This window comes from Acinetobacter sp. YH12097 (assembly GCF_013419225.1).
GTDB classification, from domain to species: domain Bacteria; phylum Pseudomonadota; class Gammaproteobacteria; order Pseudomonadales; family Moraxellaceae; genus Acinetobacter; species Acinetobacter amyesii.
The window spans coordinates 14,374-40,293 of sequence record NZ_VPAN01000021.1; the positions used below are offsets into that span (position 1 = coordinate 14,374).

The 25,920-nt window shown below is 39.5% G+C and carries 28 protein-coding genes and 1 pseudogene; 12 read left to right on the plus strand and 17 right to left on the minus strand.

Going from position 1 to position 25,920, the window contains the following annotated elements; all coding sequences use genetic code 11:
* Window positions 1-5: 5 nt before the first annotated feature.
* The 6 genes from FTU37_RS10315 to FTU37_RS10340 all read right to left on the minus strand — a co-directional run bounded on the left by FTU37_RS10315 (window position 6) and on the right by FTU37_RS10340 (window position 4,346).
* A complete protein-coding gene (locus tag FTU37_RS10315) occupies window positions 6-389 on the minus strand; it encodes a hypothetical protein (protein WP_180124290.1) in 384 nt (127 codons plus the stop codon).
* 21 nt (window positions 390-410) lie between these two features.
* Window positions 411-719, minus strand: a complete 309-nt coding sequence (locus FTU37_RS10320; protein ID WP_078188503.1) for a YcgL domain-containing protein — start codon at window positions 717-719, stop codon at window positions 411-413.
* 124 nt (window positions 720-843) lie between these two features.
* Window positions 844-1,986 carry an HRDC domain-containing protein gene (locus FTU37_RS10325; RefSeq protein WP_180124291.1) on the minus strand — a complete coding sequence of 381 codons (1,143 nt, stop codon included), beginning with the start codon at window positions 1,984-1,986 and terminating at the stop codon, window positions 844-846.
* A gap of 201 nt (window positions 1,987-2,187) precedes the next feature.
* A complete protein-coding gene (gene recR / locus FTU37_RS10330; RefSeq protein ID WP_180124292.1) occupies window positions 2,188-2,784 on the minus strand; it encodes a recombination mediator RecR in 597 nt (198 codons plus the stop codon).
* 12 nt (window positions 2,785-2,796) lie between these two features.
* Complete coding sequence (locus FTU37_RS10335; RefSeq protein WP_078188506.1) at window positions 2,797-3,126, minus strand: YbaB/EbfC family nucleoid-associated protein; 330 nt, start codon at window positions 3,124-3,126, stop codon at window positions 2,797-2,799.
* Between the two features lie 32 nt (window positions 3,127-3,158).
* Complete coding sequence (locus FTU37_RS10340; RefSeq protein WP_168379669.1) at window positions 3,159-4,346, minus strand: O-succinylhomoserine sulfhydrylase; 1,188 nt, start codon at window positions 4,344-4,346, stop codon at window positions 3,159-3,161.
* A gap of 142 nt (window positions 4,347-4,488) precedes the next feature.
* Between FTU37_RS10340 and FTU37_RS10345 the strand changes: the two genes are divergently transcribed.
* The 5 genes from FTU37_RS10345 to FTU37_RS10365 all read left to right on the plus strand — a co-directional run bounded on the left by FTU37_RS10345 (window position 4,489) and on the right by FTU37_RS10365 (window position 8,667).
* On the plus strand, window positions 4,489-5,583 hold the full coding sequence (locus FTU37_RS10345; RefSeq protein WP_180124293.1) for an alpha/beta fold hydrolase: 1,095 nt from the start codon (window positions 4,489-4,491) through the stop codon (window positions 5,581-5,583).
* A 17-nt stretch (window positions 5,584-5,600) separates the two neighbouring features.
* Window positions 5,601-6,473: an NAD(P)-dependent oxidoreductase gene (locus FTU37_RS10350; RefSeq protein WP_180060194.1), complete on the plus strand. Its 873-nt coding sequence runs from the start codon at window positions 5,601-5,603 to the stop codon at window positions 6,471-6,473.
* Window positions 6,474-6,561: 88 nt separating this feature from the next.
* A complete protein-coding gene (locus FTU37_RS10355; RefSeq protein ID WP_078188510.1) occupies window positions 6,562-6,831 on the plus strand; it encodes a YARHG domain-containing protein in 270 nt (89 codons plus the stop codon).
* A 31-nt stretch (window positions 6,832-6,862) separates the two neighbouring features.
* The gene (locus FTU37_RS10360; protein WP_180124294.1) at window positions 6,863-7,276 is read left to right on the plus strand and encodes an HIT family protein; all 414 of its coding nucleotides are present in this window, start codon (window positions 6,863-6,865) and stop codon (window positions 7,274-7,276) included.
* Window positions 7,277-7,587: 311 nt separating this feature from the next.
* Window positions 7,588-8,667 carry a porin gene (locus tag FTU37_RS10365; protein WP_078188512.1) on the plus strand — a complete coding sequence of 360 codons (1,080 nt, stop codon included), beginning with the start codon at window positions 7,588-7,590 and terminating at the stop codon, window positions 8,665-8,667.
* A gap of 268 nt (window positions 8,668-8,935) precedes the next feature.
* Here the strand turns inward: FTU37_RS10365 and hpaI are convergent, their stop codons facing one another.
* Window positions 8,936-9,730 (minus strand): 4-hydroxy-2-oxoheptanedioate aldolase, encoded by a 795-nt coding sequence (hpaI, locus tag FTU37_RS10370; protein ID WP_180124295.1) that lies wholly within the window; start codon window positions 9,728-9,730, stop codon window positions 8,936-8,938.
* 252 nt (window positions 9,731-9,982) lie between these two features.
* Between hpaI and nfsB the strand changes: the two genes are divergently transcribed.
* Window positions 9,983-10,636: an oxygen-insensitive NAD(P)H nitroreductase gene (gene nfsB / locus FTU37_RS10375; RefSeq protein ID WP_111883737.1), complete on the plus strand. Its 654-nt coding sequence runs from the start codon at window positions 9,983-9,985 to the stop codon at window positions 10,634-10,636.
* 115 nt (window positions 10,637-10,751) lie between these two features.
* Complete coding sequence (locus FTU37_RS10380; RefSeq protein ID WP_078188692.1) at window positions 10,752-10,985, plus strand: hypothetical protein; 234 nt, start codon at window positions 10,752-10,754, stop codon at window positions 10,983-10,985.
* 340 nt (window positions 10,986-11,325) lie between these two features.
* On the opposite strand, the gene FTU37_RS10385 is transcribed toward FTU37_RS10380, so the two are convergent.
* The 4 genes from FTU37_RS10385 to FTU37_RS10400 all read right to left on the minus strand — a co-directional run bounded on the left by FTU37_RS10385 (window position 11,326) and on the right by FTU37_RS10400 (window position 15,066).
* The gene (locus FTU37_RS10385; RefSeq protein ID WP_180124296.1) at window positions 11,326-12,180 is read right to left on the minus strand and encodes an EamA family transporter; all 855 of its coding nucleotides are present in this window, start codon (window positions 12,178-12,180) and stop codon (window positions 11,326-11,328) included.
* Window positions 12,181-12,291: 111 nt separating this feature from the next.
* Complete coding sequence (fba, locus tag FTU37_RS10390) at window positions 12,292-13,329, minus strand: class II fructose-bisphosphate aldolase (protein ID WP_078193509.1); 1,038 nt, start codon at window positions 13,327-13,329, stop codon at window positions 12,292-12,294.
* Between the two features lie 122 nt (window positions 13,330-13,451).
* A complete protein-coding gene (locus FTU37_RS10395) occupies window positions 13,452-13,727 on the minus strand; it encodes a hypothetical protein (RefSeq protein WP_078193510.1) in 276 nt (91 codons plus the stop codon).
* 151 nt (window positions 13,728-13,878) lie between these two features.
* Window positions 13,879-15,066: a phosphoglycerate kinase gene (locus FTU37_RS10400; RefSeq protein ID WP_180124297.1), complete on the minus strand. Its 1,188-nt coding sequence runs from the start codon at window positions 15,064-15,066 to the stop codon at window positions 13,879-13,881.
* Between the two features lie 140 nt (window positions 15,067-15,206).
* Here FTU37_RS10400 and FTU37_RS10405 point away from each other — a divergent pair, with 140 nt between their 5' ends.
* The 5 genes and pseudogenes from FTU37_RS10405 to FTU37_RS10425 all read left to right on the plus strand — a co-directional run bounded on the left by FTU37_RS10405 (window position 15,207) and on the right by FTU37_RS10425 (window position 19,477).
* A complete protein-coding gene (locus tag FTU37_RS10405; protein ID WP_078188698.1) occupies window positions 15,207-15,590 on the plus strand; it encodes a DUF2237 family protein in 384 nt (127 codons plus the stop codon).
* A complete protein-coding gene (locus FTU37_RS10410) occupies window positions 15,590-16,183 on the plus strand; it encodes a nucleoside triphosphate pyrophosphatase (RefSeq protein WP_168379679.1) in 594 nt (197 codons plus the stop codon). Before FTU37_RS10405 ends, FTU37_RS10410 begins: the two co-directional genes overlap by 1 nt.
* Before the next feature lie 106 nt (window positions 16,184-16,289).
* Window positions 16,290-16,835 (plus strand): hypothetical protein, encoded by a 546-nt coding sequence (locus tag FTU37_RS10415; protein WP_180124298.1) that lies wholly within the window; start codon window positions 16,290-16,292, stop codon window positions 16,833-16,835.
* Window positions 16,836-16,931: 96 nt separating this feature from the next.
* Window positions 16,932-18,098: a cupin domain-containing protein gene (locus tag FTU37_RS10420; RefSeq protein ID WP_180124299.1), complete on the plus strand. Its 1,167-nt coding sequence runs from the start codon at window positions 16,932-16,934 to the stop codon at window positions 18,096-18,098.
* Window positions 18,099-18,515: 417 nt separating this feature from the next.
* Window positions 18,516-19,477: pseudogene (locus FTU37_RS10425) on the plus strand (IS30 family transposase).
* Window positions 19,478-19,503: 26 nt separating this feature from the next.
* Here the strand turns inward: FTU37_RS10425 and FTU37_RS10430 are convergent.
* The 6 genes from FTU37_RS10430 to FTU37_RS10455 all read right to left on the minus strand — a co-directional run bounded on the left by FTU37_RS10430 (window position 19,504) and on the right by FTU37_RS10455 (window position 25,853).
* Window positions 19,504-20,340: a tetratricopeptide repeat protein gene (locus FTU37_RS10430; protein ID WP_180063092.1), complete on the minus strand. Its 837-nt coding sequence runs from the start codon at window positions 20,338-20,340 to the stop codon at window positions 19,504-19,506.
* A gap of 185 nt (window positions 20,341-20,525) precedes the next feature.
* Window positions 20,526-23,165 (minus strand): bifunctional aconitate hydratase 2/2-methylisocitrate dehydratase, encoded by a 2,640-nt coding sequence (locus FTU37_RS10435; protein WP_180124300.1) that lies wholly within the window; start codon window positions 23,163-23,165, stop codon window positions 20,526-20,528.
* 296 nt (window positions 23,166-23,461) lie between these two features.
* A complete protein-coding gene (locus FTU37_RS10440; RefSeq protein WP_078193937.1) occupies window positions 23,462-23,731 on the minus strand; it encodes a hypothetical protein in 270 nt (89 codons plus the stop codon).
* 296 nt (window positions 23,732-24,027) lie between these two features.
* Window positions 24,028-24,387 carry a hypothetical protein gene (locus tag FTU37_RS10445; protein WP_078193938.1) on the minus strand — a complete coding sequence of 120 codons (360 nt, stop codon included), beginning with the start codon at window positions 24,385-24,387 and terminating at the stop codon, window positions 24,028-24,030.
* A 112-nt stretch (window positions 24,388-24,499) separates the two neighbouring features.
* A complete protein-coding gene (locus tag FTU37_RS10450) occupies window positions 24,500-24,937 on the minus strand; it encodes an I78 family peptidase inhibitor (protein WP_180090407.1) in 438 nt (145 codons plus the stop codon).
* A 499-nt stretch (window positions 24,938-25,436) separates the two neighbouring features.
* Window positions 25,437-25,853: a heme-binding protein gene (locus tag FTU37_RS10455; RefSeq protein ID WP_168378948.1), complete on the minus strand. Its 417-nt coding sequence runs from the start codon at window positions 25,851-25,853 to the stop codon at window positions 25,437-25,439.
* Window positions 25,854-25,920: the final 67 nt, after the last annotated feature.

Genomic DNA, 25,920 nt, shown 5'->3' on the forward strand with positions numbered 1-25,920 from the left:
TTTATTTAAAGCGGTGAAATTTTCTTGTTTACAACGTGCTGTGGTTTCGCTGCATTGTATTTTGTCCAAAAATATCCAAGGACTAAACCAATACCCACCACAAAGAGAATCAGCGATAGATTCAACCAAACCAATGGCAGATCTTTTGTTAATACACCAAAAATCAAACCAAAAATCGCAGGTGCGATCGCTGCATTTGAACCTTCAGAAACGGTTGGTGTTAATAAAATAGCAAATACGATAAGCCAACCAATGGCACCGATCGTTTTGGGTAAGCGCTTCATCAGCCCATACCAACACAACAAAGCAATTACAGCCCCACCTAGGTAAACCGTAATTGCAATACTGCTTTCAGGAATTGAGTCCAATACCGATACTACACCATTCATTTTCACAACTCCTGAATTAACTTAAGCGCCGCGCAAGCCTTCTGGCTCAACTGCATTTGGGTCAATTAAACCTTCTGGAGGCATTTGAATAAAGAACCCTTTTGTTTCAATTGAATCTAATACATGCAATACGTTCACACGTGCAAGTTTGCGTGATTCACTGAGTTCTAGATCCATGACAAATGTGGCACGACCAAATGCTGTACGTAAAGCATCAGGCATTACTGCAAGCGGATCTGTCGCTTCAGTTTCGTTTTCATTAACTTCAGGACGAGCAATATAAAGATACATTTCATCTTTTTTGCTCGATTTGTAGATAGAACAGTACATAATTGAATCAATACTCATTAAACGCAAGGCAAAGGATACATCAAAAAAAAGACTGATACATTAGTGTTTATTAACGCATCAGTCGTGAATTTGTATAAGTGATAGTTCTTTAATCAATCAGAACTTATTCCAACACTTTCATTTGACCAGAAAGATAACTTTCATCGGCATGCAGCACTTCAATTAAAGGCTTCGTCAGCAAATCATAGCGCCAGCCCAATAGATAGCTCGGTAAATCCTGTTCATCATTATGAAATACCACATGCTGATACAAGGCATTTAACCATTTTTTGCGCATTAAAACTTCTTTAGGCACAGAGGTTTCTTGTACTGCACGCTGAATAACGGTATCGACGCGCGAACCAATATCCTGAGAAGAATGACGAATTGGACGTGCCATACGCAGCGGCCATTCAGCTTGTTCTGGTAAAAACTTCAACAAATCTAAAATAATTTTACCATGCTCACGCACAATGTTCGGACGAATGTCTTTCACCGCGCTCAATTGAAAATTATTTTTTGGATTTTTTTCCACCATATCAATGATGGTTGAGTTTTTAAGAATAAAACTACGTGGCTTATTTAAGGCTTTCACCATTTGCTCACGCCAAACGGCCAATTGCTGAATTTGCATGAGCTGACGACGTGAATGTCGATAATTACCAACATCGTGATACAACAAATGGATCGGCGTTTCAGTGCCGATTTCATATGTTAAATTTTTGCAGTCCTCAAGCACACAATTTAATAAACTTTTCGCAGCCAACTCATTTTGAATCGTTTGGCTTAAATTCATTAAATAATGTACATCATTCGCTGCATAGTTCATTTGCTCGGCACTGAGTGGGCGAGCCAACCAATCTGAACGGGTCTGATCTTTATCAATATCGACATCGAGCATGGTTTTTAAGGCATTTTGATAGCTGACTTGTAAGCCATGCCCTAAAAATGACATCCCAACTTGTGTATCAAAGACATTTTCTAAAGACTTATGCTGTGCATAGTGATAAATCAGGTCGATATCTTCACTACAAGCATGAAAAATGTTTTGCTGGGCCACAAATAATTTTTGCCAAAATTGGCTTAAATCGAGGGTTGTACCATCAAGTAAATACACTTGATTTTGTACATTAATTTGGAAAAGTCCAAGTTTGGGCCACAGGGTATCTACTTTTATAAACTCGGTGTCGAGTCCGTAAATCGAGCTTTGGTCCATAAGATTTAAAACGGAATTTAAATCTGGCTGATTTTGAATAAATTGATACATAAGTTGCTGAGTCTAATTTTAGATGCTCTATGAGCTTATATTAACTGATATATATTATTTATCTATAAGGAAAAACGTTATTTTAGTGACTTATTTCCTTTATTTGGCTTTTTTATTCATTATAAACAAAAACTTTAATCGTTATTAAGTATAAATAATTAGGTGAATTTTATACAAAGCGAAACGAGTTTCGCTCTATAGTTATTTCATTCGCATTCGGTTATGCACGGCCTGACTTAAGGTATGGCTATCCACATATTCAAGCTCACCACCCTGTGGTACACCCTGTGCAATACGGGTCATTTGTATTGTTAAATGCTTGGTCGCTTCAACCAAATAATGTGCTGTCGCTTGACCTTCAACCGTTGCATTGGTCGCCAAGATCACTTCCTGCACTTTACCATCACTTAGTCGTTGAATTAAATATGGAATACCAATTTCGTCGGGGCCAATACCATCGAGTGGTGACAAATGTCCACCCAATACATGATATTTCCCTCTAAAACTGCCACTTTGCTCGATTGCCATGACATCTGCTGGAGATTCAACCACGCAAAGCAGCTGATCATCACGCTCTGAAGAGATGCAAATATTGCATACTTCATCTTCAGTCAATGAATGGCAAATGGAACATTCATGAATATAGTTGGTTGCTTCAGTCAATGCATGTGCCAAACCAACAGCGCCTTCCCTATTTTTCATGATTAAATGCAGTGCCATACGTTGAGCCGACTTTGGCCCAACGCTTGGCAAAATACGCAATGCCTGTACAAGTTGATCAAAACGATCACTAAACATTCAACGTATTCCTTAGAATAAACCTGAAAGACCTGGTGGAAGCCCCATACCAGAGTTTGCAGATTTCAGTTTTTCTTCTGAAATCACTTCAGCTTGACGTGAAGCATCATTCATTGCCGCTGCAATTAAGTCTTCAATCATATCTGCATCATCTTGAAGTAGTTCAGGATTAATTTCGATACGTTTCACTACATGACGTGCAGTCATAGTAACTTTAACCAGACCACCACCTGCTTCAGCGTGAACTTCAACTTGTGCAAGCTCTTCCTTGGCTTTTTTAATGTTGCTCTCAACTTCTTTTTGCATGCGTTGAGCTTGCTGCATGAGCATATTAATGTTCATAAAAATCTCCGAACAAAACTGATGAATTCACTTTAGATAAGATCTAAACCGCGTGAAAGATCGCGAATAATATCATTAATATCTTCTAAACCAACAGATACGCGAATTAAACCTTCGCTAATCCCTGCTGCTTTTTTCGCTTCTGCTGACATTCTGCCATGAGAAGTCGTTGCAGGATGAGTAATTGTTGATTTTACATCACCCAAATTACTTGTAATAGAAAGGAACTTGGTATTATCAATCACTGTCCAAGCGCCTTCACGTTCGCCTTTCGCAACAAACGATACAACTCCGCCAAAGCCTTTTTGTTGCTTTTTCGCCAACTCATGACCTTCGTGATTTGGAAGTCCCGCATAGTACACTTTTTCAACTTTCGGGTGCGCATCCAACCATTCAGCTAAAGTCTGAGCACTGGCACAGTGGGCTTTCATACGTAAGCTTAAAGTTTCTAGGCCTTTCAGGAAGATCCATGCATTGAATGGGCTCATCGAGTTACCCAGTGTACGAATAACACCTGTAATCTCTTCCATCAATTTTGCACTACCTACAACTGCACCACCGAGCGCACGACCTTGACCATCAATATATTTTGTTGATGAATAGATCACGAGGTCCGCACCAAATTTAATCGGTTGCTGTAACACTGGTGTACAGAAGGTATTATCGACTGCAAATAATGCCCCATGTGCATGTGCAATATCGGCAATGGCTTGTAAATCACCTACTTGAGCTAATGGGTTTGACGGTGTTTCAATAAACAATAGGCGTGTAGTTGGACGAATCGCTTGTTTCCAAGCATCTAAATCTTCCAAATCTACAAAAGTAACATCAACGCCAAATTTGATGACATATTTTTCAAACAGAGAAATGATCGAACCAAAGACAGCACGTGAACAAACCACATGATCGCCAGCTTTCAAATATGCCAAAGTAATTGCGTGTACGCCCGCCATACCTGAACTTGTCGCAACCGCGGCTTCAGCACCATCCAAAACAGCTAAACGTTTTTCGAAAGTTTGTACAGTTGGGTTGGTATAACGTGAATAGGTATTGCCTTCAATTTGACCTGAAAATTTTGCTGCGGCATCTGCTGCACTTTCACAAACAAATGATGAAGTCAGGAAAATTGGCTCGCTATGTTCACCCTCAAAAGTACGAGTATGACCTGTACGAATCGCTAAAGTCTCTAATTGGTATTCGATGTCGTCTTGTTGGCTCATCTGTATTACTCAGTCGCGAAGAACTGCCTTTGTGAAGAATTGCCAATATTTTGAGCGTCTAAGCTATTTAAGGTCAAGGTAAAATACGAAATTATCGCTTAGACTTCGACCAATCCTACAAGGACTTAGGCAATTGACAGTTATGCACCCTTTCAAACAGAAATTTCTGGCGCAGCAAAAGAAAATTAAACACCTGTCTACACGTGTGTTTAATGCAAAATCGCTGGTCCTTTCTCAATCGACACCCTATGAAGTGATTACTGAATATAAACATGCAAAAGTTCGGTATTACGCTTCGCCTGATCGCAAATACAAAGAACCCTTAGTGTTTGTTGCACCACTAGCCATCAATATGGCGATTTATGATTTGTATCCATATCGCTCATTGGTGAAACATTTTCAACACAGTGGCTTTGATGTCTATTTGTTGGAATGGGGAAAATTAAACTTTCAAGATCGTTTCTTAAATTTTCTATCGTTTATTGATGATGTGATTCCACATTGTATTGATCAAATTTCTCAGCATGCAGATAGTCGATACATCTCACTACATGGTTGGAGTATGGCTGGGGTCTTTGTAACGCTGTATACCGCATTACATCAACCTGAACATGTTAAAAATCTAATGGTGATGGGCGCGCCGATAGATAGCTATGCCTCAGGTCGTATCGGAAAGTTATTTCAAAAAACCAATCGCTTGCTTTCACGTAGTAAGAATTTACAAGATACGGTCTACACCGGGAAAATCCCTAAACATTTTATCCATACACCGGGTGTGCTCAATGCGATTGGCTTTAAAATCGTCGATCCAATGGGTTGGTTCAAAAGCCAAAAACAATTTCTTTCCAACTTAGATAATCTGCATGATCTGTATGAACATGCAACCATGGGCGATTTTCTCAATCACATGATTGACTATCCGGGTGGCATTAACCAAGACATGGTATTCAATGTTTGGCTGCAAAATCCGCTTAAAAACGGCATTATTCAATTGAAAGATAAAGTTATTCAATTAAAAAATATCCACTGTTCATTGTTAATTGGCGCGGGTTCTACCGATCAAATCGTTACGGCAGATGCAGCAAGTCCTTTAGGCGAATTGACAAGTAGTCAAGATGTCACGTTTACTCTCATTCCCGGTGGTCACCTCGGCCTGATGTCGAGTCAAAAAAGTGCCAATCAATTTTGGCCAACTTTGACCCAGTGGCTTACACAAAGATCCAGTTTATTGAAATAAAAATTTAGAGGGTAAAGATGATTCAGTCAGTTGCATTTATCGGATTGGGCGCAATGGGTTACCGTATGGCAGCGCACCTACCAAAACAGTTCGACACGGTTTATGTCTGGAATCGAAACTTTACCAAGGCAGAACAACATGCTGCTGAATTTGGTACGCAAGCGGTTGCTTTAGAGCAAGCAATACAAGCGGACATTATTTTTTCCTGCCTACCCATCAGCCAAGATGTTGAAAATTTAATTGCGAGTGTAACGCTGAAATCAGGCTCGATTTGGGTCGACTGTACCAGCGGTGTACCAGAATCTGCAAAAAAACTCGCTGCTGCCTTAAAGCAGCAAAATATTGCATTCTTAGATGCCCCTGTGAGTGGACAAACCATTGGCGCTGAAACGGGAACATTAACCGTCATGATTGGTGGTGACAAAGTAGCCTTTGAACGTGCATTACCTGCGATCCAAACATTTGGCAAACTGATTAAACATGTGGGTGAACCGGGTGCGGGTTTTGCCGTCAAAGCTGTAAACAACATGTTAATGGCTGTAAATCTTTGTGCAGTTGCTGAAGGATTCACCACCTTAAAAGCGCATGGCGTGGACTTACATGAAGCACTCGATTGTATTAATGCGTCGAGCGGTAAAAGTAATGTGACTGAAACAGTTTTACCGCAGCGCGTACTGAATCGTAGCTTCCCATTAACCTTTGCACTTCCATTACTTGCAAAAGATACGGGAATTGCTGTTGATCTGGTGCGACAAGCAAAACTTTCAGCACCGGTGCTCTCTTTGACGCAAAATTTAATCCAAGCAGCAAGCGATCAAGCTGAAGAAAACAGTGATTTTTCAAGCGCTATGATTATGTATGAAAAATGGAGTAAAATTACAATTGAGTAATAACTCGCCATTGAATAACGATAAATAACCATCATATTGTACTCTAGTGTCATAACACACATTGTTACAAATGACAGAGGAAACTCGCATGAACAAATTTACCCTCGCAACTTTGCTAGGTGCTGTAACTTTAATCGGGGCTTCTACTGCTGTTTTAGCATCTGAGCAAGAATGCCAAAAGTTGAAAAATGACCATGATGTGATTTATGCATCGAAAGGTTTCTGCTTTAAAGATCCTGACGCTAAAGCGAAGTTTGGCAATGACAATTGCTACACAACTAAGCCTAAATTTTCAGAAAAAGAGCAACAACGACTTGACGCGATCAAAGATCGTCAGAAAGAATTGAACTGTAAATAATTACGATTCAATTCGCTCAAGGAATTTAGCAATGACTTATGATGATCAAAATATTTTTGCTCGGATTTTACGTGGAGAACTTCCTGCGTTTAAAGTCTATGAAGATGATCAAGTACTCGCTTTTATGGATGTCATGCCACAGGCCGAAGGTCATACGCTCGTAATTCCTAAAACCCCTGCTATTACACTGCTTGATTTAGATACTGAAGCGGCTGCTTATACCATTCAGGTTGCTCAAAAAGTTGCGAAAGCAATGGAAAAAGCCTTAGACGTGAAAGGTATCGTATTGATGCAGTTGTCTGGCGCTGCTGCGGGTCAAACTGTTCCGCATGTACATTTCCACCTAATACCGACTTCAGTGCATGAATTAGGTAAACATGCCGCACAAATGGGCGATATGGAAAAAATCAAAGCCATTGGAGAAAAAATCAAAGCAGCACTTTAAGTTCAATTGAGTTTAAAGTGATGATCAATGGAGCTTCGGCTCCATTTTTTATGTCTCGAATATTATCCCAAGTACTTTTTAGCTGCAAAATTTACTGTTCAATACAACTCTAAGCATTTAATAAATATTGCTTTTTATAAGTATAAAAGTAATTTAAACCAAAAGTCACCTTTCACCGTTTTGAAATATTTCCTTAATAGAACTGTCTTATTTGTAATGAATACTTAGCGCCATTAGATAGCGAAATTACTTCTAGCCAAGCTACTGATAAAACATATTGATATGACTGGAAAAGTCTTCTGGAGCTTCAAATGAAAAAAACTCTATGTGCATTAGCAATCGGGGCAACAATTCTTACACCAATGATGGCATCTGCTGCAGATGTAAAAATTTATGGCCGTGCACATGTCTCTCTTGACTATCTAGATGATGGTAAAGATTACAACGAAGTTGGTCTTTCTTCTAACGCTTCACGCTTAGGCTTCAAAGTAGATCAAAAAATTAATGATGACCTCAACGTATTCGCTCAAATTGAGCAAGAAGTAAACTTTGCAAGCGGTAGCCAAGACAGCAAAGGCGTAGATTTTTCAACACGTGACACATTCGTGGGTTTAAAAAGTTCAACTTATGGTCAAGCACGTGTAGGTCGCTTTGACAGCCCATTTAAAGTTGCACGTAGCCCTGTGAACTTCTTCGGTGACATGGTTGGTGACGTTAGAAATGTAACACGTGTCGGCAACTTAAAATTTGATGAACGTAATGAAAACACAATTGAATATAAATCGCCAAAATTTGGCGGTGGTTTCAATGTATTAGCTGCAATGTCGATGCATTCAGGTACACAAATTGACCGTGAAGCAGATGGCGAAGGCAAAGATGACAACAAAGCCTATGACCTTGCTCTAACCTATAAAGAAGGTCCAATTGATTTTGCAGCAGCTTACGAAAAGTATGATGAAAATGCAGCAAACGCAGCTGGTGGTGCAAGTCGTGATGCCTTCCGTATTGCCGGTGCATATAAATTAACTGAAGAATTTAACTTGGGTGCCTTATACCAAATTGCCAAACACGACAACGATACAGCCAACCCAGATGCGCAAGTTTTCGGTGTAGCTGGCGAATATAAAGTAACGCCTAAAACCTCAGTACGCGGTGAATACTTCTACCGTGACGTAGATGCTGATGATGCCAATGCAAGCTTGATCGGTGTGGGTGTAGAACATAAGTTGGATAGCACATTACGCGTATACGGCAACTTAGCAACTGTGCTTAACGACAAAAACTCTAAACTCAATCCTTGGAAAGAAGGTCGTAGCTTCGGTAACGGTATCTCAGGTATCGGTGATGAAAATGCAACTGCACTTTCTCTTGGTCTACGTTACGACTTCTAAGCTGCAATATCTCCCCCAAAAGACATACTCCGGTATGTCTTTTTTACTCTTAAATTCAAAAAAGAAGAGCAACAAAGATTAAATTATTAGAGAGAAGCAAGTTGAGTTCGCATTTTGCTTCCGACCGGTCAAAGTTGCATCATGAACTATACTCATCTCACTCAAGAACAAAGATATCAAATATACAACTCGTTATGCAGAGGTTTTTCTAAGGCTGTACTAGCTCAAATCTGATCTGACGGTTACCAATTGCTTAAGGCTGTACCGCTTAGTAACCACCTTCTGTTTTCATCACTTGGGTATCTGTTTTATACTTCGATAAAAGCTCACGTAACGAATTCATGAGCACACTGGTGTCGACACCCACGGCAACAAATTCTGTGCCTAACTCGATATACTTCTGAGTCACATCATGCTGTGTCGACAAAATACCTGCGGCTTTACCCGCCTTACGTATGCGCTGAATCGCATCAATCACGGTTTTTTGTACTTCAGGATGGTTCGGATTCCCTTGATAACCCATCGTCGCCGACAAATCCACCGCACCAATAAACACCCCATCGATGCCATCAATTTTCAGTATTTCATCTAAGTTTTTAATCCCTTCAACCGACTCAATCTGAATCAGTAAACAGATATTTTCATGTGCAGTTGCATAGTAGTCAGGAATACTGTTCCAACGTGTTGCACGTGCTAATGCTGCACCTACTCCACGAATACCTTCAGGTGGATAACGTACTGCCTTAACCATAAGTTGAGCTTGTTCAACAGTTTCAACCATAGGAATCAGCAAGGTTTGCGCACCGATATCCAACAATTGTTTAATCAGTTGCACACTACCAATTGGAGGTCGAACTACGGCTTGCGAAGGATATGCTGCAATACTTTGCAATTGCGACAATGTCGTCCGTAAGTCACTTGGCGCATGCTCACCATCAATGAGCAACCAGTCATAACCTGCATTTGCAGCTATTTCAGTCCCATAAGCATCGGCTAATCCGACCCATAAACCAATCTGCTGTTCGGTTTTTAATTTTTTCTTGAAATGATTGGTGTAATCCATCGCTGCTGTCTCATGCTTAAACTATGATTAACTACAATTGATTAAACGCCTTTTGGCAAAAACTACCAATAGCATTTATCTATCTTATGATTTTATATAACTCTAATTCGCACTTCATACAGCTTAAATCTGTTAATTTTTAGCCAATGAGTACAGCATATACGACTAAGATCTATCTTTGGAAAATTTTCTCCTTAGACCATTTGGCCATTTATCCGCTAAACTACAGCAAACTATATCTGGAGATATTCGATGGATCTGTTAAACGTATCAAAACAACGCTATACCACGAAAGCATATAATCCTGCTAAAAAAATTCCACAGGAACAATTTGAGCGTTTATTACAAATACTCCGTTTAACACCATCTTCCATTAATATTCAGCCTTGGCATTTTTTTATTGCAGATCATGATGCAGCCAAACAACGCATTGCCAAAGCCTTAGTAGGAAAATATGCCTACAATGCCCCAAAAGTTTTAGATTCATCACATACGATTTTATTCTGTACTAAAGCAGACATCACTGCAGAGCATTTAGATAATCTTTTAAATCAGGATGATCGTAGTGGTCGCTTTAAAGATGACAAAGCCAAACAAGGTCAAAAAGACAGCCGTACAGGTTATGTCGATTATTATCGTAATGAAAAAGGTGATATTCAACGTTGGGCTGAAAACCAAACATTTATTGCTTTAGGTCAAATGCTTTTGGCAGCAGGCATTGAAGGTGTGGATGCAACACCGATTGGTGGATTTGACGAAGCGATCATCACTGAAGAATTGGGCTTAGTTGAACAAAACTTGATTCCTTCTGTACTGATGACTTTAGGCTATCGTAGCGAAAATGATTTCAATGCGAAATTACCTAAATCACGTCTGAATGCTGAAGAAATTTTTACACACCTCTAAGCTTTCCATAAAACCGACGAAAGGGGCAATTTTGCCTCTTTTTTGTCATTTCGGGACTTATTATTTAAACAATTATCGAGTATATTCTGCTCAAAATATACTCAGGTTTCTCCCTATGCCTACAGCTATAAAATTACCTATGAAATTTCATTGCGAAGCGTGCAATACGGTTTATTTACAAAAATATGCGGGCGATATGCTCCATAGCTATCCAAACTGCCCAAACTGTAAACAACCTGGTCAGTTACAAGGCACCATTGAAACTCAAGATTTTCTGAAGCACCCTGTTGCTGTGGGTAAATGTTATTTTGAAAATACCTTACAACGTTTTCAACAACTCACACGTTAACTAAGCATCTAAAACTAAAAGCCCTCAATACGAGGGCTTTTTTAATAACGACATATTTAGTAACAATGTGAGAAAATAGAAATTTTATAAATTGGTCTGAACTTTGCTGAATAATTTGAATCAAAACAACAATTCAAGCAGAGGTGGGACATGTCATATTTACTACAAATGCCGATGAAGTTTGAATGCGGTCATTGCCATCAAATGTATCTGCATACTTATCAATATACTGATCATCACTGCCCTGAGTGTCCAACCTGTCGAGATCAAGGACTGCTCATGGGCGTGGCTGAGTGGGATGATTTGCTACAACACCCGATCGTTTTTGCTAAAAATTATCTTAGACAGACATGGCATATGTTAAGCAAACCACACTCATGATCCCTGCAATCAAACCAAATACGGTTGCGACTCTCAATTTTTCTTTAAAGATGATGAGGCCCGCAACCACACCTAAAACCACGACCAAAATATTCATTCCAGCAAACACGATTGCAGGTGTGTCTTTAAGCAACATGTGGGCTTTCACATACAGTGCGATATTAGCAAAGTTTAAGAGACCTAAGCCCAATCCAGCGAGGATATTTTTGGTCTGCCCCAAACTGCCGTGTTGTACGATGTTATAAATACTCGAAAGTATAAATGCACAAATAAACACCAGATTTAAAGTCACTGCAAACTGCATGCCCAAACCTGAAGCAAATTTTAATAACACATCAATCAGTGCATAGCCTGCCCAAACGCTCAATAAAAATAAAATCCCCTGCTTTCCATCAATGCTTCCCTTACGCTGTGAAAATAAAATCAGCAACACCGCTAGTACACCAAGTGCAATACCAATGAGCTTAATGGCATTAAAATATTCACTGAAAATAAAATATGCTGCGCTAAGAGAAAGCACAACAGATAAACGCTGAGCCAATTCCGTCTTTAAAATACCCGCTGTTTGCAGTGAGCGTGCTAAGCAATAAAAAATCGTCGGCAGTAATACACCCAAAGCCGCAATTAAAACCCACGGCGTTTTATTAATCGAAATATGAGCTAGATCCGGCTTAAACCACAAAAAACATAAAATACTCGCAGATGCATAATTCCATGTGATCATTTGTGCAGGGTTAAAACCCCGATCACGACAGAGTTTTAGAATTACTGAAACGAGAACACTGCAAATCGCGGCAGCAAAGATCAATTCCATGACACGCTCTTATTCTTGAGTTGTATTTAAAGCAATTTTTCTAAGTTCAAATCAAAGAAAAGCCCACTTAATTGTGGGCTTTTCTTCAAAAATAATCTATCTCAAGACAAATTATTTATAGTGACTCACCATTTTCTCTAAAGAAATTGGACGAATCTTGTCAGCATTACCCGCTGTACCAAATGCTTCATAACGATCGATACAAATTTGTTTCATCGCATCAACAGTTGCAGAGAAGAATTTACGTGGGTCAAATTCAGCTGGTTTTTCAGCCATCATACGGCGCATAGCACCTGTAGAAGCAAGACGTAAGTCAGTATCGATATTAATTTTACGAACACCATGTTTGATTGCGTCTACAAGTTGGTCTACTGGAACACCGTAAGTTTCGCCGATGTTACCACCGAATTCATTAATTACAGCTAACCATTCTTGTGGCACAGAGCTTGAACCGTGCATTACAAGATGCGTATTTGGTAACGCAGCGTGAATTTCTTTAATACGGTCAATCGCTAAGATGTCACCTGTAGGTGGGCGAGTAAATTTGTACGCACCGTGTGAAGTACCCACTGCAATTGCAAGTGCGTCAACATTGGTATCAGCTACAAATGAACGCGCTTCTTCAACTGAAGTTAAAAGCTGAGAATGATCAAGTACGCCTTCAGCGCCTACACCATCTTCTTCACCAGCCATACCAGTTTCAAGGCTACCTAAACAACCGATTTCGCCTTCTACTGAAACGCCACACGCATGTGCCATTTGAACAGTACGACGAGTCACGTCTACGTTGTATTCGTATGAAGTTGGCGTTTTACCGTCTTCACCTAAAGAACCGTCCATCATCACTGATGAGAAGCCAAGTTGAATAGAACGTTGACATACATCAGGGCTAGTACCATGGTCTTGGTGCATAACCACAGGAATATGTGGCCATTCTTCGATTGCTGCCAAAATCAAATGACGCAAGAACGGAGCGCCTGCATACTTACGTGCACCCGCAGATGCTTGTACAATTACAGGTGAATTTGTTGCATCTGCTGCAAGCATAATTGCACGCATTTGTTCTAAGTTGTTTACGTTGAATGCTGGTACGCCGTAAGCATGTTCGCCGGCGTGATCCAAGAGCTGGCGCAATGAAATAAGAGCCATAATATCCTCCCAGGTAATGCCGCATATTCTACATGCTCAATCATTTCAATTCAGCAACAAATAACACTATTTAAAAAAAAATCCCTGCATTTGCAGGGACTTTTTAAATAAAGACAACAATCTTAGTGAGCTGCTGCTGCTGAAGCGGCTGTTTCAGCGTCAGCTGTTGCTTCGTCTGCAGGTGCATTTGCAATTTCAGCAGGAACATCTTGGTTCTTTTCATCCAATACTGGCTTATCAAGTTCATCAATGGCTTTTTGTTGTTCTGGCGTTGTTTGAGCATTGTCTACGGCAACAGCAGATGCTTCTGATTCCGTTGGTGCAGACTCTTTTTTAGCACAAGCTGTCAAAGTTAATGGTGCGATTAAAAGTACAGCAAGTGCAAGTTTTAAGTTCATCGTTGTTTCCTACTACTGCGAATTAGGTGTTGCGATGAATTTTATTGCAGAAATATTGCACTTTGATGACGACAAAATGAATGGGCGATAAAAAAAGGCTGACCGAAGCCAACCTTTTTTAATACTGTATTATCTTATTGATAATACTAAATTAAGCACGGTCAAGAAGCGCCGCTACAGCAGGAAGAGTTTTACCTTCAACGAATTCAAGGAAAGCACCACCACCAGTCGAGATGTAACCAATTTTGTCTGCAACTTCATATTTATCAATTGCAGCAAGCGTATCACCACCACCCGCGATCGAGAAGCCTTCAGATTCAGCAATCGCTAAAGACAATGCTTTGGTGCCTTCGCCGAATTGATCAACTTCAAACACACCTACTGGACCATTCCATAGAATAGTTTTTGAAGTTTTCAAAATCTCAGCAAATGTTTTTGCAGTTTCAGGACCTACATCCAAAATCATGTCGTTGTCTGTTACATCTTCAACTTTTTTCACGACAGCTTTAGCAGCAGCTAATGAACCGAGGAAGTCTGCAAAATCAATTTCAGCAGCATCAGCAACAACCACATCTGTTGGAAGTGGTACAGATACTTTTGCTGCAATGGCTTTTGCTGTGTCGATCAGGTCATTTTCACAAAGTGATTTACCAACATTAAAGCCCGCAGCAGCTAAGAATGTATTGGCAATACCACCACCCACGATCAATTGATCACAGATGTCAGATAGTGAAGTTAATACATCTAATTTAGTAGAAACTTTTGAGCCTGCAACAATCGCAACCATTGGTTTTGCAGGAGTTTTAAGTGCACGGCCTAGTGCATCAAGCTCAGCAGCAAGTAAAGGACCTGCAGCAGCCACTTTTGCACAACGTGCTACGCCTTCAGTCGATGCTTCTGCACGGTGAGCCGTACCAAATGCATCCATTACGTAAACATCACAAAGTGCTGCGTATTTAGCAGATAATTCAGGATTGTTTTTCTTTTCACCCACGTTGAAACGGCAGTTTTCAAGTAAAACCACTTGACCTGGCGCAACGTCAACACCGTCCAAATAGTCAGTGATCAGTTGAACGTCCTGACCCAACGCCTCTGTTAAATAAGCAGCTACAGGTGCTAGAGACTGTTCTGCTTTAGGCTCACCTTCAACAGGACGACCTAAGTGTGAATACACCATTACAGCAGCACCTTTTTCTACAGCTGCTTTAATTGTTGGCAAGGCCGCACGTAAACGTGCATCGCTTGTAATCACGCCATTTTTAACTGGTACGTTAAGATCTTCACGGATCAGAACACGTTTACCCGCCAAATCTAGGTCAGTCATACGCTGAAAGTTCATGCATTACTCTCTTTTATTGATATCAAAACGCGACGATTTTAAATGATTATGCAGAAAAACGTTAGCTTCTTTTGCAGAAAAGCTATGTCGAGCCAAAGTTTTGTTATGATAGCGAAAAGCCTTATAAAGATTCAGCGCTTATGTCGATTCATCCAGACCCAAATATTAATCGTTTAAATGTTTTAGGCGAACCCTTGGCAAGCTGTTGTTTTGATCCGATTACCGGATATTTTAGAAATGGCTTTTGCCATACAGCAACAACAGACCTTGGTCAGCATACGATGTGTGCACAAATGACATCTGAATTTTTAAACTTTTCCCAAAAAGTTGGCAATGACCTAATCACACCCTTACCCGAAGTTGGTTTTCCAGGACTACAACCTGGTGACTTCTGGTGTATCTGTGTGACTCGCTGGGTGGAAGCGTATCAAGAAGGATTTGCCCCACCTATTAAAATACAAGCGTGTCACCAAGCGGCGCTGTCTTATGTGCCGCTTGATGTACTTATGGAATATGCAGTGTAATGAGTACTCCCAAAATCATTTTGGCTTCTAGCAGCCAAACCCGTAAAGACCTGATGGACCGTTTACGGATTGATTACCACTCAATCGTACCAGATATAGACGAAACACCTCGCGGTGAAAACCACGCCGATGAGTTAGCAAAGCGACTGGCATTTGAAAAAGCTTCTGCGATTGCAAACCAACACCCAGACGCAATTGTGATTGGTTCTGACCAAGTCGCATGGCGCGAAGGCGCACCAGATATTTTTATTGGTAAACCGCTTTGCGATGAAAAAGCCGTTAAGCAGCTTCAAGCCAATTCAGACAAAATCGTTTATTTCAGTACTGCACTCAGTGTCCAACAAAAATCGATAGGTTTTGAACAAACCCTTGTCGAGCACTATAAAGTGAAGTTTCGCAAACTTAGCTTGCCTGAAATTGAACGTTATGTTCAGGTTGAACAGCCGCTACACTGCGCTGGCAGTTTTAAGTGTGAAAGTTTAGGGATTAGCTTATTTGAAGAAATGATCGGGCAAGACCAAACCACACTCATGGGTATGCCGATGATTAAACTCTGCAATATTTTGCGTGAGCTTAAGATCTTAGTCCCATAATTTTAAAATCTTTATCTGTTACAGCATAATAAACACATCATTAGCTCTTTATGGGCTAATGATTAAAAAGTCACTTACTTATTTATTACAACCAAGAACTGAAAACATGAAAACGTTTAATTTACTTTCATCTAGCCTCATTAGCATTAGCCTTCTATTTTGTTCGACAAACGGTCATACCAATACAGTGAATCAAACTGTGACCAACTCTCAGCAATACAATAAAAACTTAGTCAATGAATGGGTTCAATATAAATTTATCTATGCTGAATTAGAACAACAAGGCGCTGCAATGCAGGAGCAAATCATTCAACAACTAGGCACTAAAACCAAAACTGGCGGTAGTAACACGCTAGAACAACAAATCAATAAACTGGTTGCTCTAGGCAAACAAAAATTTGAAAGCATTCAACCACAAACAGTTGAAGTGAAAAAACTTCTAAAACTACAAACCGAAAATGTTGAAATGATGGCAAAAGTCATGCCGAATCATTTCAAATTAATGTCTGACAAAGAAAATACTAAAATTGACACCAATGCACATTTTGAGCAATTCATGAAATTTTCAGCGACTACGGCTGCTGCCAATAGCTATGATTTGGAAGTTGAAAAATTAGTCATGCAATATCTCAAAGACAATCCTTTAAAATAGTCTCAAGTTAATCGCAATAATTTAATGAAATAGAGCCTTGCTAAAAACAGGAATCTCAAGGGACAATATATCCATTGAAATTGTATGTATTTAGCTATGGCTCATTCTCTTGACATCCTCGGCGGCATCAGCGCTGAACAATTCCTTGCCGAATATTGGCAAAAAAAACCATTATTGGTTCGTAATGCACTCCCTGAAATTGCCCAAATACTTGAACCGAAAGACGTTCTTGAATTGGCTTTAGAAGATAACGTCACTGCACGTCTCATCAAACAAAAAGATCGTGATCCTAACCAATGGACAGTGAAATCTTCTCCACTACTTAAAGCCGATTTTCAAAAAATGCCGAAACTGTGGACTTTATTGGTTCAAGCTGTCGATCATTATTCTTTTGACCTAGCCGAGCTATGGAAGCAGTTTTCATTTATTCCGCAATGGCGTCGTGATGACATCATGGTGTCGTATGCACAAAAAGGTGGCTCTGTCGGACAACATTTTGATTTTTACGATGTATTCCTTGTTCAAGGCTATGGTCACCGTCGTTGGCAATTGGGTCAGATGTGTGATGCAGATACTTCATTTGTCGAAGGTCAACCGCTTCGCTTACTACCAGAAATGGATGTTCATTTTGATGAAGTACTTGCTCCCGGCGACTTACTTTATGTGCCACCAGGCCTATCACACTATGGCGTAGCTGAAGATGAATGTCTGACCTATTCATTTGGCTTCCGCATGCCAAATGTCACTGAAATGATGGATCGAGTGACAGACAAATTCACAGACAATCCTCTACTTAAAAATCCATTAACTGACATTTTACGTGACCAAATCAGTGCGATTGGCCAAGTGACTGAAAATGAACTTGAGTATTTAAAAGAAAAGTTATTTGAACAATTGCAAAATTCAACCGTACTTGAAGATGCAATCATGAGCTTAATGTCAGAACCTAAATATCCTGACAATATTCCTGAAGCCGAAGAAATCGGCACTGGTGATCTTGAAGAGGCCTTAGATCAAGGCTATCAACTCATGTTAGAACCGGCTTCACGCTTACTATATACAGAGCAAGACGGTGATATTTTGTTTTGGGCAAATGGCGAAGGAATCTGTATCTCAGACGAATTTGCAGTGCATTTAAAAACCATTGCCGATGGCCAAAGTCTAGCGCTAGACGAATCTTTATATGATGCTTATATTTTAGAAGATATTGCCATGCTATTAAATGAATCTGTGCTCATGCTCGTCCCAACAGAAGCTGAATAAAATCAATAAAAAGGGAGCGTCATGCTCCCTTTTTATGCTACTGAATAGCATTATTTTCGCTTTCTACGATTTAAAAAATCTTCGACTTGATCGGCTTTTTTCTTCACGATGACGCGATAAACCCATACTATCAACAACACAAATCCAATAAACCAAAGATAGCGCATCACGCTGTATTTAAGGTGAAGACATAGACTAGAATGTGGTGATCGTAGATACCATCGGAATTCAAATATAAAAGCCTAAAAACAAAAGCGAAGCTATGGTGACAAGAAAAAAGGCACATATTTTCAAAGTTTAAGTCATTATTCATCGCAGATTCAAATCCCAAGTGCGACACATTTGTAGTTAGTTGAAAAAGTTAGATGTATTCATAGAATCATTAGACTTTTTCAACTCGCAATTGGAAAGCACACAATGAAGAAATACACCCAACTTTCTCAAGATGAAAGATACAAAATTTATGCTACTTTGAAAAGTAAAAGTTCAATCACTACCCTTGCTCGGGAGCTAGGGCGTTCACGATCAACCATCTACCGTGAATTAAAAAGAAATACTGGGCAACGTGGATATAGGGCTCAACAGGCAGCTAAATTTGCAAGTCAAAGACGGTACCGTCCTTCATCATCAATGACAGCATTTGCCTTCGCGTATATTGATTATTTGATTGGCTTGGACTGGTCACCAGAACAAATTTCAGGTGCTTTAACACAACGCAGTTGGCTGGATGCACCTTCACATGAATGGATTTACCAGTACATTTATCAAGATAAATCAAAAGGCGGTAAACTCCATCTACACTTAAGGCATCAGAAGAAATATCGAAAACGAGGTTACAAAAACACGGATCGTAGGGGTCAAATCATTGATAAAACAAGTATTCATTGCCGAGATGAGGTCATTGATAACGACAACGTTTAGGAGATTTCGAAGGTGACACGGTGATTGGTAAGCATCATAAAGGTGCTTTATTAACTCTCGTTGATCGAAAGAGCCTGTACGTACATATTGTTCATTTAGGGCCAACGAGAGCATCCCCTCAAACGATTACTTATGCATTAGATCGTTTACGAATGAGCCATGCTTATAGCGTGACATTTGATAATGGCAAAGAATTTTCCGAACACAAAAGAATTACTGATACCGGCATAGAGGCGTATTTCGCTGACCCTTACAAGTCTATTCAGCGAGCTAGAAATGAAAATACGAATGGTTTAATCCGTCAATATCTGCCAAAATCATCATCGTTTGATGACGTGTCAAACGAACAAATAGAGCAGATAGAATTTGCACTCAACCATCGTCCTAGAAAAACACTAGGTTGGTATACACCGAGTGAAGTTATGGCTGGTTTTTATACTGTTGCACTTGCTGCTTGAATCCGCCATTTTAAAAAAATTTAAAGTCAAATATCACAATCATGGTTTTTTTTACATACTTTATCCCAGTATTCATAATCTTTTGAATTATTTAGTTTTTTATAATAAAGTCTTAAGTTGTAAATAGCATCAGGGTTCCCATTTATTGCTAATGGTTTTATTATTTCAATAGCTGTATTAATATTAGCTCCCACACCATACCCTTTAAAATATAATGTTGCTAATTGGATCTCCGCTAGAGAATAATTTTGATTTGCCGATAAAGTGTACCACTTGAAAGCCTCCTTAAAATCCTTATTAACCCCTATTCCTTCAAAATACATTTGCCCAATATTAAACTGCGCATCTGGATTACCTAGCAAAGCAGCCTTCTTATAATATTTCAGTGCCTTTTCTAAATCTACATCATAACCATAGCCATAATTATACATCACACCTATTAAATTAAAGGCTGGCGCGAAATTATCATTTTCAATCTCCTTAAAAATTGATGCTGCTTCTGTATAATATCCTTGCTCTAATCGAACTCTTCCTACATTATAAATAGCTGGAATATAATTTTCATTTCCAGCTTCAGCATAATATTTTAATGCAGAATCTAAATTTTTATCGACATAAATTCCATTCTCATAAAAATTCCCAAGCTCATTTTTAGCATAACTACTAATATTATTTACGTTTTCTAAAGTTAATAATTTTTTATATGCTTTTTCATACTTTTTCTTTTCAAGCAGACCTTTATACTCATTCAAAATATTTTTTTCTTGCTGTTCGGATAAAATTAATGGTTCAGATGAGCTTGATGAACAAGAGCTTAAAAAAAATACTATAACTAAAGGTAAAAAATATAATCTAAAGTTCATAACTAATCCGTGAATTCAATATCACTTATTTCTTAATATTTTATAAAAGTCGTTTAAACCTAATAACAGATTAAACTTACAATATTCTAATTAATCAAATTTAAACACGTATAAAATTCGCAATATACTTTTAATAATAAAATAAGGGCTGATAAATCAGCCCTTATTTTCAACTACTTAATCAATTAAGACAATTGAGCAGCAGCAATTTTCTTAGTATCAACATCTTTAGAAGCGTCAGTATAGTCGCTCATTTTGTCGAAGCTTAAGTATTGGTAGATGTCAGCAGACATGCTATCAATTTGAGCTGCGTATTCTTGGTACTCAGCTGGAGTTGGTAATTTACCAAGTACAGCAGCAACAGAAGCAAGCTCAGCAGAAGCTAAGTAAACGTTCGCACCTTGACCTAGACGGTTCGGGAAGTTACGAGTAGAAGTCGATACACAAGTAGTGTTCGGAGCTACACGTGCTTGGTTACCCATACATAATGAACAACCTGGCATTTCTGTACGAGCGCCAGCTTTACCATAGATGTTATAGAAACCTTCTTCCATCAATTGACGTTCGTCCATACGAGTTGGAGGAGCCAACCATAGACGAGTAGATAAAGAACCACCAGGAACTTTGTCTAGAAGTTTACCAGCTGCACGGAAATGACCGATGTTAGTCATACATGAACCAACGAATACTTCGTCAATTTTCACACCTTGAACGTCAGAAAGCAATTTAGCGTCATCTGGGTCATTCGGGCAGCAAAGAACTGGTTCAGTGATTGTAGAAAGGTCGATTTCGTACACTTTAGTGTATTCAGCGTCAGCATCAGCTTTAAGAAGTGATGGATTAGCCAACCATTTTTCCATGTTCTCTACACGGCGCGCCATAGTACGAGCATCGCCATAACCTTCAGAAATCATCCATTTCAACATAGTAATGTTTGATTTAAGGTATTCAGCAACTTTCTCTTCAGAAAGCGTGATAGAACAACCAGCAGCTGAACGTTCAGCAGATGCGTCAGAAAGTTCGAACGCTTGCTCAACAGTAAGGTCCGTTTCCATTTCTGTAAGGTCGATCTCAAGGATACGACCAGAGAAGATGTTCTTCTTACCTTTTTTCTCTACAGTTAAGTCGCCTTGTTGAATCGCAACGTAAGGAATCGCATGTACTAGGTCACGTAGAGTGATACCAGGTTGCATTTTACCTTTGAACTTAACAAGAACAGACTCAGGCATGTCTAGTGGCATAACGCCAGTTGCAGCAGCAAACGCTACAAGACCAGAACCCGCTGGGAAAGAAATACCGATTGGGAAACGAGTATGTGAGTCACCGCCAGTACCTACTGTATCTGGAAGAAGCATACGGTTTAACCAAGAGTGAATAATACCGTCACCTGGACGTAGTGATACACCACCACGGTTCATAATGAAATCAGGAAGCGTGTGCTGCATTTGAACATCAACTGGTTTTGGATACGCAGCTGTATGACAGAAAGATTGCATAACTAGGTCAGCAGAGAAACCTAAGCACGCCAAGTCTTTTAATTCGTCACGAGTCATTGGACCTGTTGTATCTTGAGAACCAACAGTAGTCATCTTAGGTTCACAGTAAGTACCTGGAAGTACACCTTGACCTTCAGGAAGACCACAAGCGCGACCAACCATTTTTTGAGCTTGAGTGAAGCCTTTACCAGTAGCTGCAGGTTGAACTGGAGTACGGAATAAAGTTGAAGGTGCAAGACCAAGAGCTTCACGAGCTTTAGTTGTTAAACCACGACCAACGATAAGGTTGATACGGCCACCAGCACGTACTTCATCTAAAAGAACTGGAGTTTTAAGTTCAGATTCAGCGATTTGAACGCCGTCTTTGAACGCAGTTACTTTAGCAGCAGCGTGGTCGATTTTAAGCGTGATTTCGTCGCCCATGTTCATGTTTTGAACATCGATTTCTACTGGCAATGCACCAGCATCTTCCATTGTGTTGAAGAAAATCGGAGCGATTTTAGAACCTAAGCAGTAACCACCGTCTTTTTTGTTCGGGATGTGAGCAATTTCGTCACCGAAGAACCAAAGTACAGAGTTAGTTGCTGACTTACGGCTTGAACCAGTACCAACAACGTCACCTACGTAAGCAACTTGGTTGCCTTTCGCGATAAGGTCTTTAATTTGGTTAAGTGGACCAACTTCACCAGGAACTTCTGGGTTGATACCGTCACGTACGTTTTTAAGCATTGCGTTAGCGTGTAACGGAATGTCTGGACGGCTCCACGCGTCTTGTGCAGGTGACAAGTCGTCTGTGTTAGTTTCGCCAGTTACTTTGAAAACTGTAAGTTTAATTTCTTCAGGAACATCTTTACGGCTAGTGAACCATTCAGCGTCAGCCCAAGATTGCATAACTGCTTGTGCATTTGCATTGCCCGCTTTTGCTTTATCAGCAACGTCGTGGAACGCATCAAATACAAGAAGAGTTTTCTTAAGTGCTTCAGCAGCTAATTCAGCAAGCTCTGCATCATCAAGAAGTGCAACTAAAGGAGCAACGTTATAACCACCAAGCATAGTACCTAGTAGGTAAACCGCACGTTCTTTAGTTACTAATGGAGAAGTCGCTTCGCCTTTTGCCAAAGCAGCTAAAAAAGCAGCTTTAACGTATGCAGCTTGGTCAACACCCGCTGGAACACGGTTTTCTAGTAAATCAACTAAAAATGCTTCTTCGCCAGCTGGTGGGTTTTTTAATAATTCAACTAATGCAGCTGTTTGAGCATCGTCAAGTGGCTTCGGTGGGACTCCGAGTGCGGCACGTTCTTCAACGTGTTGGCGGTAAGCTTCTAGCACGGTGTTATTCCTCTTTTTTAAAAAATTATTTACGTATTCCTGCTTTAAATAAAGCTACGCAAATAATATGGACTGCTAAATTTTACTAAAATTCCAGTTAAAAGTTAATGCACTACAAGTGTTTCTTCGTGATGCCCGTTATTTTATAAATAAATGATCCTCATATCGTTTATACATTAAGCAAAATCAATACTTAGAACACGCTTTTCTTGCGCATATTAACTTTTGACTAAAATTAACCATCAAAAAAAGGCAACTAAATGTTGCCTGTTTTTATCAGTATTGGATATTCCACCTTAGTGTACAGTGGTTGCAGTGATATATTGCTGAAGTTCTGCTCGATCGCCTGTAAATCTGAGGCACCATTCGTCCTGACATGTGGTTTGATGTTGATTACTTGCAAAGCTGATATCGACCAAATAACGCTGAGAAAATTCATCTATTTTTTGGCGTAATGTGACTTTATCTCCAATGCTGAGCACGTAGTTCCCACCACCGATAATTGCTACGCCTTGTTCATCTTCTAGGAGTAGATCTGAGTGATGCATATAACCTATAACGTCCATATTCTGCTCCTCTACTGTTTTTTATTCTCCATTTCATTATTCATTAAAAAGATTTGCTTTTCTATATTTATGATTTAGCAAGTTGTCACAATTTGTATTCCGCTATGCTTAGGCTATTTTAAGTCTTTAAGCATCTTATACTCAAAAGTAACCCGAAGATAAATATGCATTCGCAAAATAAGCATGAACTCAATCATATGGCTAAACAACGGATAGTTACCCAGTTGTAACTACTCACTGATGAATACAGCCTTTAGGTTTTGCTTTACGCGCTTTCTCGCATAAAAAACCGTTCCTTAGAACGGTTTATAATCTGGCATTTCAGTATGCGGTGTTGCGATACATTTTTCAGTAAACTCAGCACGAATTTTTTCACGTGCTTTTTCAACATCAGTATTAATCTCAGCTTGCGGCAAGGCATAAACTTCATCAATGATGTTCAGGATAAATCCTTTGGTGGTTTCATCCTCAATTTTGTTGGCATGCTCAACTGCTTTGTCTTTTTCAATTGCATTTTGACGATCTAACATAATCGTACGTGCAGCATTACCTACACTGCGGCAGTAACCCTGCCACTGCTCTTCAGGGGTTAATGGTTTTTTTTCAGCACAGCCGACCAAAGCCACCATAACGGATAAAGCAAATAACTTTTTCATGAACTTCTCCTTACGAGGGGCAATATAAAAGATCGTAATGGATTTGTCATTTAAATTAGTCGTAGCCGAACAAACAAAAAAAGCCCTTTCGGGCCTTTTTTATGCGTTTGAATTAACCGCAAGTTGCTTGAATAATCTTTTGATTGATTGGATTTACGGTGACGGTAACGCGCTCTACACGATAATCCATTGTTATTGGCTGCCCAGGTTTTACTAAACGGACAATTTGAGCTTGGCTAATCGCCTTGATCTGATCTTCAGTCAATTTTGCTTGACCAATCAGCGTCTTAGCCTTATCAGCTACACATTCAGTTTGGCTACTACGGAATAATACCCACTCTTCAACCACTTGTCCGTTTGGCAGATGGCAATACCCGACCTGACCATTTGCTTCATCACGAATTTCAAGTTTACCTTTTTGTTCTACACAATACTGGCTGGCTGGATTTGCCATACCAATTTTTTCTGGTGTCGTTTCAGTTTGCTGTGTTGTGCTACAACCCGCCATAAGTGCTGTCAGTGCAACTAAAATCCATATATTTTTCATCATGTCTATTTCTGAATATAAAAATTTAACTTATCAAGTTTGTGGTAAATAAACGAGTTGTTTATTGCAGTTTTTAGCAAGCACTCTTTTTCTGTGATTGGGTGTGATATCCAAATTGGGCAACAACACATCCATTGTTCAATAATTAGGAAATCCATGAAAGAAGAATAAAGGATTAAGCTGTATTGGGTTATGAAACCCGTTAAAAACCATTGCTGAACGTTGTCGGGGTAACAAACTAGGATAGAGATTCTATTTAATTGCTGGAATCTATAATTTGGAACTGCGTAAAAATGACTTATAAAAGAGGTCTATTAATTGAGTAAGATATAATCTTACTTCAACAAAGTTATACATAAGTTACTAACATGCTTAATATTTCAGCTCAATCTTAGATTTTTTTCGACTTAATGCTATGACCGAGATTTATCGACATCTAAACCAAAATATATTAAGGCCAATGATTTCGACAAGACTGAAGTATCTATTACGCTCACAATATTTAGTTTTGCTGCGCTAAAAAAGCTTGAATCGCCTGCTGTGCAATTTCAGCATCCTGAAAAGACTTTACGCCAGACACGCCCATTGCACCAACCAACTGCCCTTCATACATAATCGGCTCACCGCCTTCCAGCATGCCTGAAAAGGTATCCATGGTCAGAAAGCCCATTTGACCGCCTTTAATAATGTCTTCAAAAAGTTTTGAAGGACGGCGGCTAATCGCAGAACATTTGGCTTTTTCTAAGCATAGGTTTGCTGTCATTGGCGATGCACCATCCATACGTTTCATGGCCAATAAATTGCCAGTTTCATCTGTTATCGCAATACTTACGTTAAAGCCATTTTCTACTGCATAAGCATGTGCTGTGTTTAATAAAAATTCTGCATCCGCCAAAGTTAAATAATGCTTGGTTTTCATTTAAAAATCCTTTTTCAATGCACGTTCAATCATGCGGCTACAATAAAGCCCACAGCAGGCTGCGGGC

Coding starts and splice junctions, on each gene's coding strand:
- FTU37_RS10315 (WP_180124290.1), bottom strand. CDS start 389: ATGAATGGTGTAGTATCGGTATTGGACTCAATTCCTGAAAGCAGTATT.
- FTU37_RS10320 (WP_078188503.1), bottom strand. CDS start 719: ATGTACTGTTCTATCTACAAATCGAGCAAAAAAGATGAAATGTATCTT.
- FTU37_RS10325 (WP_180124291.1), bottom strand. CDS start 1,986: ATGTATCAATTTATTCAAAATCAGCCAGATTTAAATTCCGTTTTAAAT.
- recR (WP_180124292.1), bottom strand. CDS start 2,784: ATGTTTAGTGATCGTTTTGATCAACTTGTACAGGCATTGCGTATTTTG.
- FTU37_RS10335 (WP_078188506.1), bottom strand. CDS start 3,126: ATGAACATTAATATGCTCATGCAGCAAGCTCAACGCATGCAAAAAGAA.
- FTU37_RS10340 (WP_168379669.1), bottom strand. CDS start 4,346: ATGAGCCAACAAGACGACATCGAATACCAATTAGAGACTTTAGCGATT.
- FTU37_RS10345 (WP_180124293.1), top strand. CDS start 4,489: ATGCACCCTTTCAAACAGAAATTTCTGGCGCAGCAAAAGAAAATTAAA.
- FTU37_RS10350 (WP_180060194.1), top strand. CDS start 5,601: ATGATTCAGTCAGTTGCATTTATCGGATTGGGCGCAATGGGTTACCGT.
- FTU37_RS10355 (WP_078188510.1), top strand. CDS start 6,562: ATGAACAAATTTACCCTCGCAACTTTGCTAGGTGCTGTAACTTTAATC.
- FTU37_RS10360 (WP_180124294.1), top strand. CDS start 6,863: ATGACTTATGATGATCAAAATATTTTTGCTCGGATTTTACGTGGAGAA.
- FTU37_RS10365 (WP_078188512.1), top strand. CDS start 7,588: ATGAAAAAAACTCTATGTGCATTAGCAATCGGGGCAACAATTCTTACA.
- hpaI (WP_180124295.1), bottom strand. CDS start 9,730: ATGGATTACACCAATCATTTCAAGAAAAAATTAAAAACCGAACAGCAG.
- nfsB (WP_111883737.1), top strand. CDS start 9,983: ATGGATCTGTTAAACGTATCAAAACAACGCTATACCACGAAAGCATAT.
- FTU37_RS10380 (WP_078188692.1), top strand. CDS start 10,752: ATGCCTACAGCTATAAAATTACCTATGAAATTTCATTGCGAAGCGTGC.
- FTU37_RS10385 (WP_180124296.1), bottom strand. CDS start 12,180: ATGGAATTGATCTTTGCTGCCGCGATTTGCAGTGTTCTCGTTTCAGTA.
- fba (WP_078193509.1), bottom strand. CDS start 13,329: ATGGCTCTTATTTCATTGCGCCAGCTCTTGGATCACGCCGGCGAACAT.
- FTU37_RS10395 (WP_078193510.1), bottom strand. CDS start 13,727: ATGAACTTAAAACTTGCACTTGCTGTACTTTTAATCGCACCATTAACT.
- FTU37_RS10400 (WP_180124297.1), bottom strand. CDS start 15,066: ATGAACTTTCAGCGTATGACTGACCTAGATTTGGCGGGTAAACGTGTT.
- FTU37_RS10405 (WP_078188698.1), top strand. CDS start 15,207: ATGTCGATTCATCCAGACCCAAATATTAATCGTTTAAATGTTTTAGGC.
- FTU37_RS10410 (WP_168379679.1), top strand. CDS start 15,590: ATGAGTACTCCCAAAATCATTTTGGCTTCTAGCAGCCAAACCCGTAAA.
- FTU37_RS10415 (WP_180124298.1), top strand. CDS start 16,290: ATGAAAACGTTTAATTTACTTTCATCTAGCCTCATTAGCATTAGCCTT.
- FTU37_RS10420 (WP_180124299.1), top strand. CDS start 16,932: ATGGCTCATTCTCTTGACATCCTCGGCGGCATCAGCGCTGAACAATTC.
- FTU37_RS10430 (WP_180063092.1), bottom strand. CDS start 20,340: ATGAACTTTAGATTATATTTTTTACCTTTAGTTATAGTATTTTTTTTA.
- FTU37_RS10440 (WP_078193937.1), bottom strand. CDS start 23,731: ATGGACGTTATAGGTTATATGCATCACTCAGATCTACTCCTAGAAGAT.
- FTU37_RS10445 (WP_078193938.1), bottom strand. CDS start 24,387: ATGAAAAAGTTATTTGCTTTATCCGTTATGGTGGCTTTGGTCGGCTGT.
- FTU37_RS10450 (WP_180090407.1), bottom strand. CDS start 24,937: ATGATGAAAAATATATGGATTTTAGTTGCACTGACAGCACTTATGGCG.
- FTU37_RS10455 (WP_168378948.1), bottom strand. CDS start 25,853: ATGAAAACCAAGCATTATTTAACTTTGGCGGATGCAGAATTTTTATTA.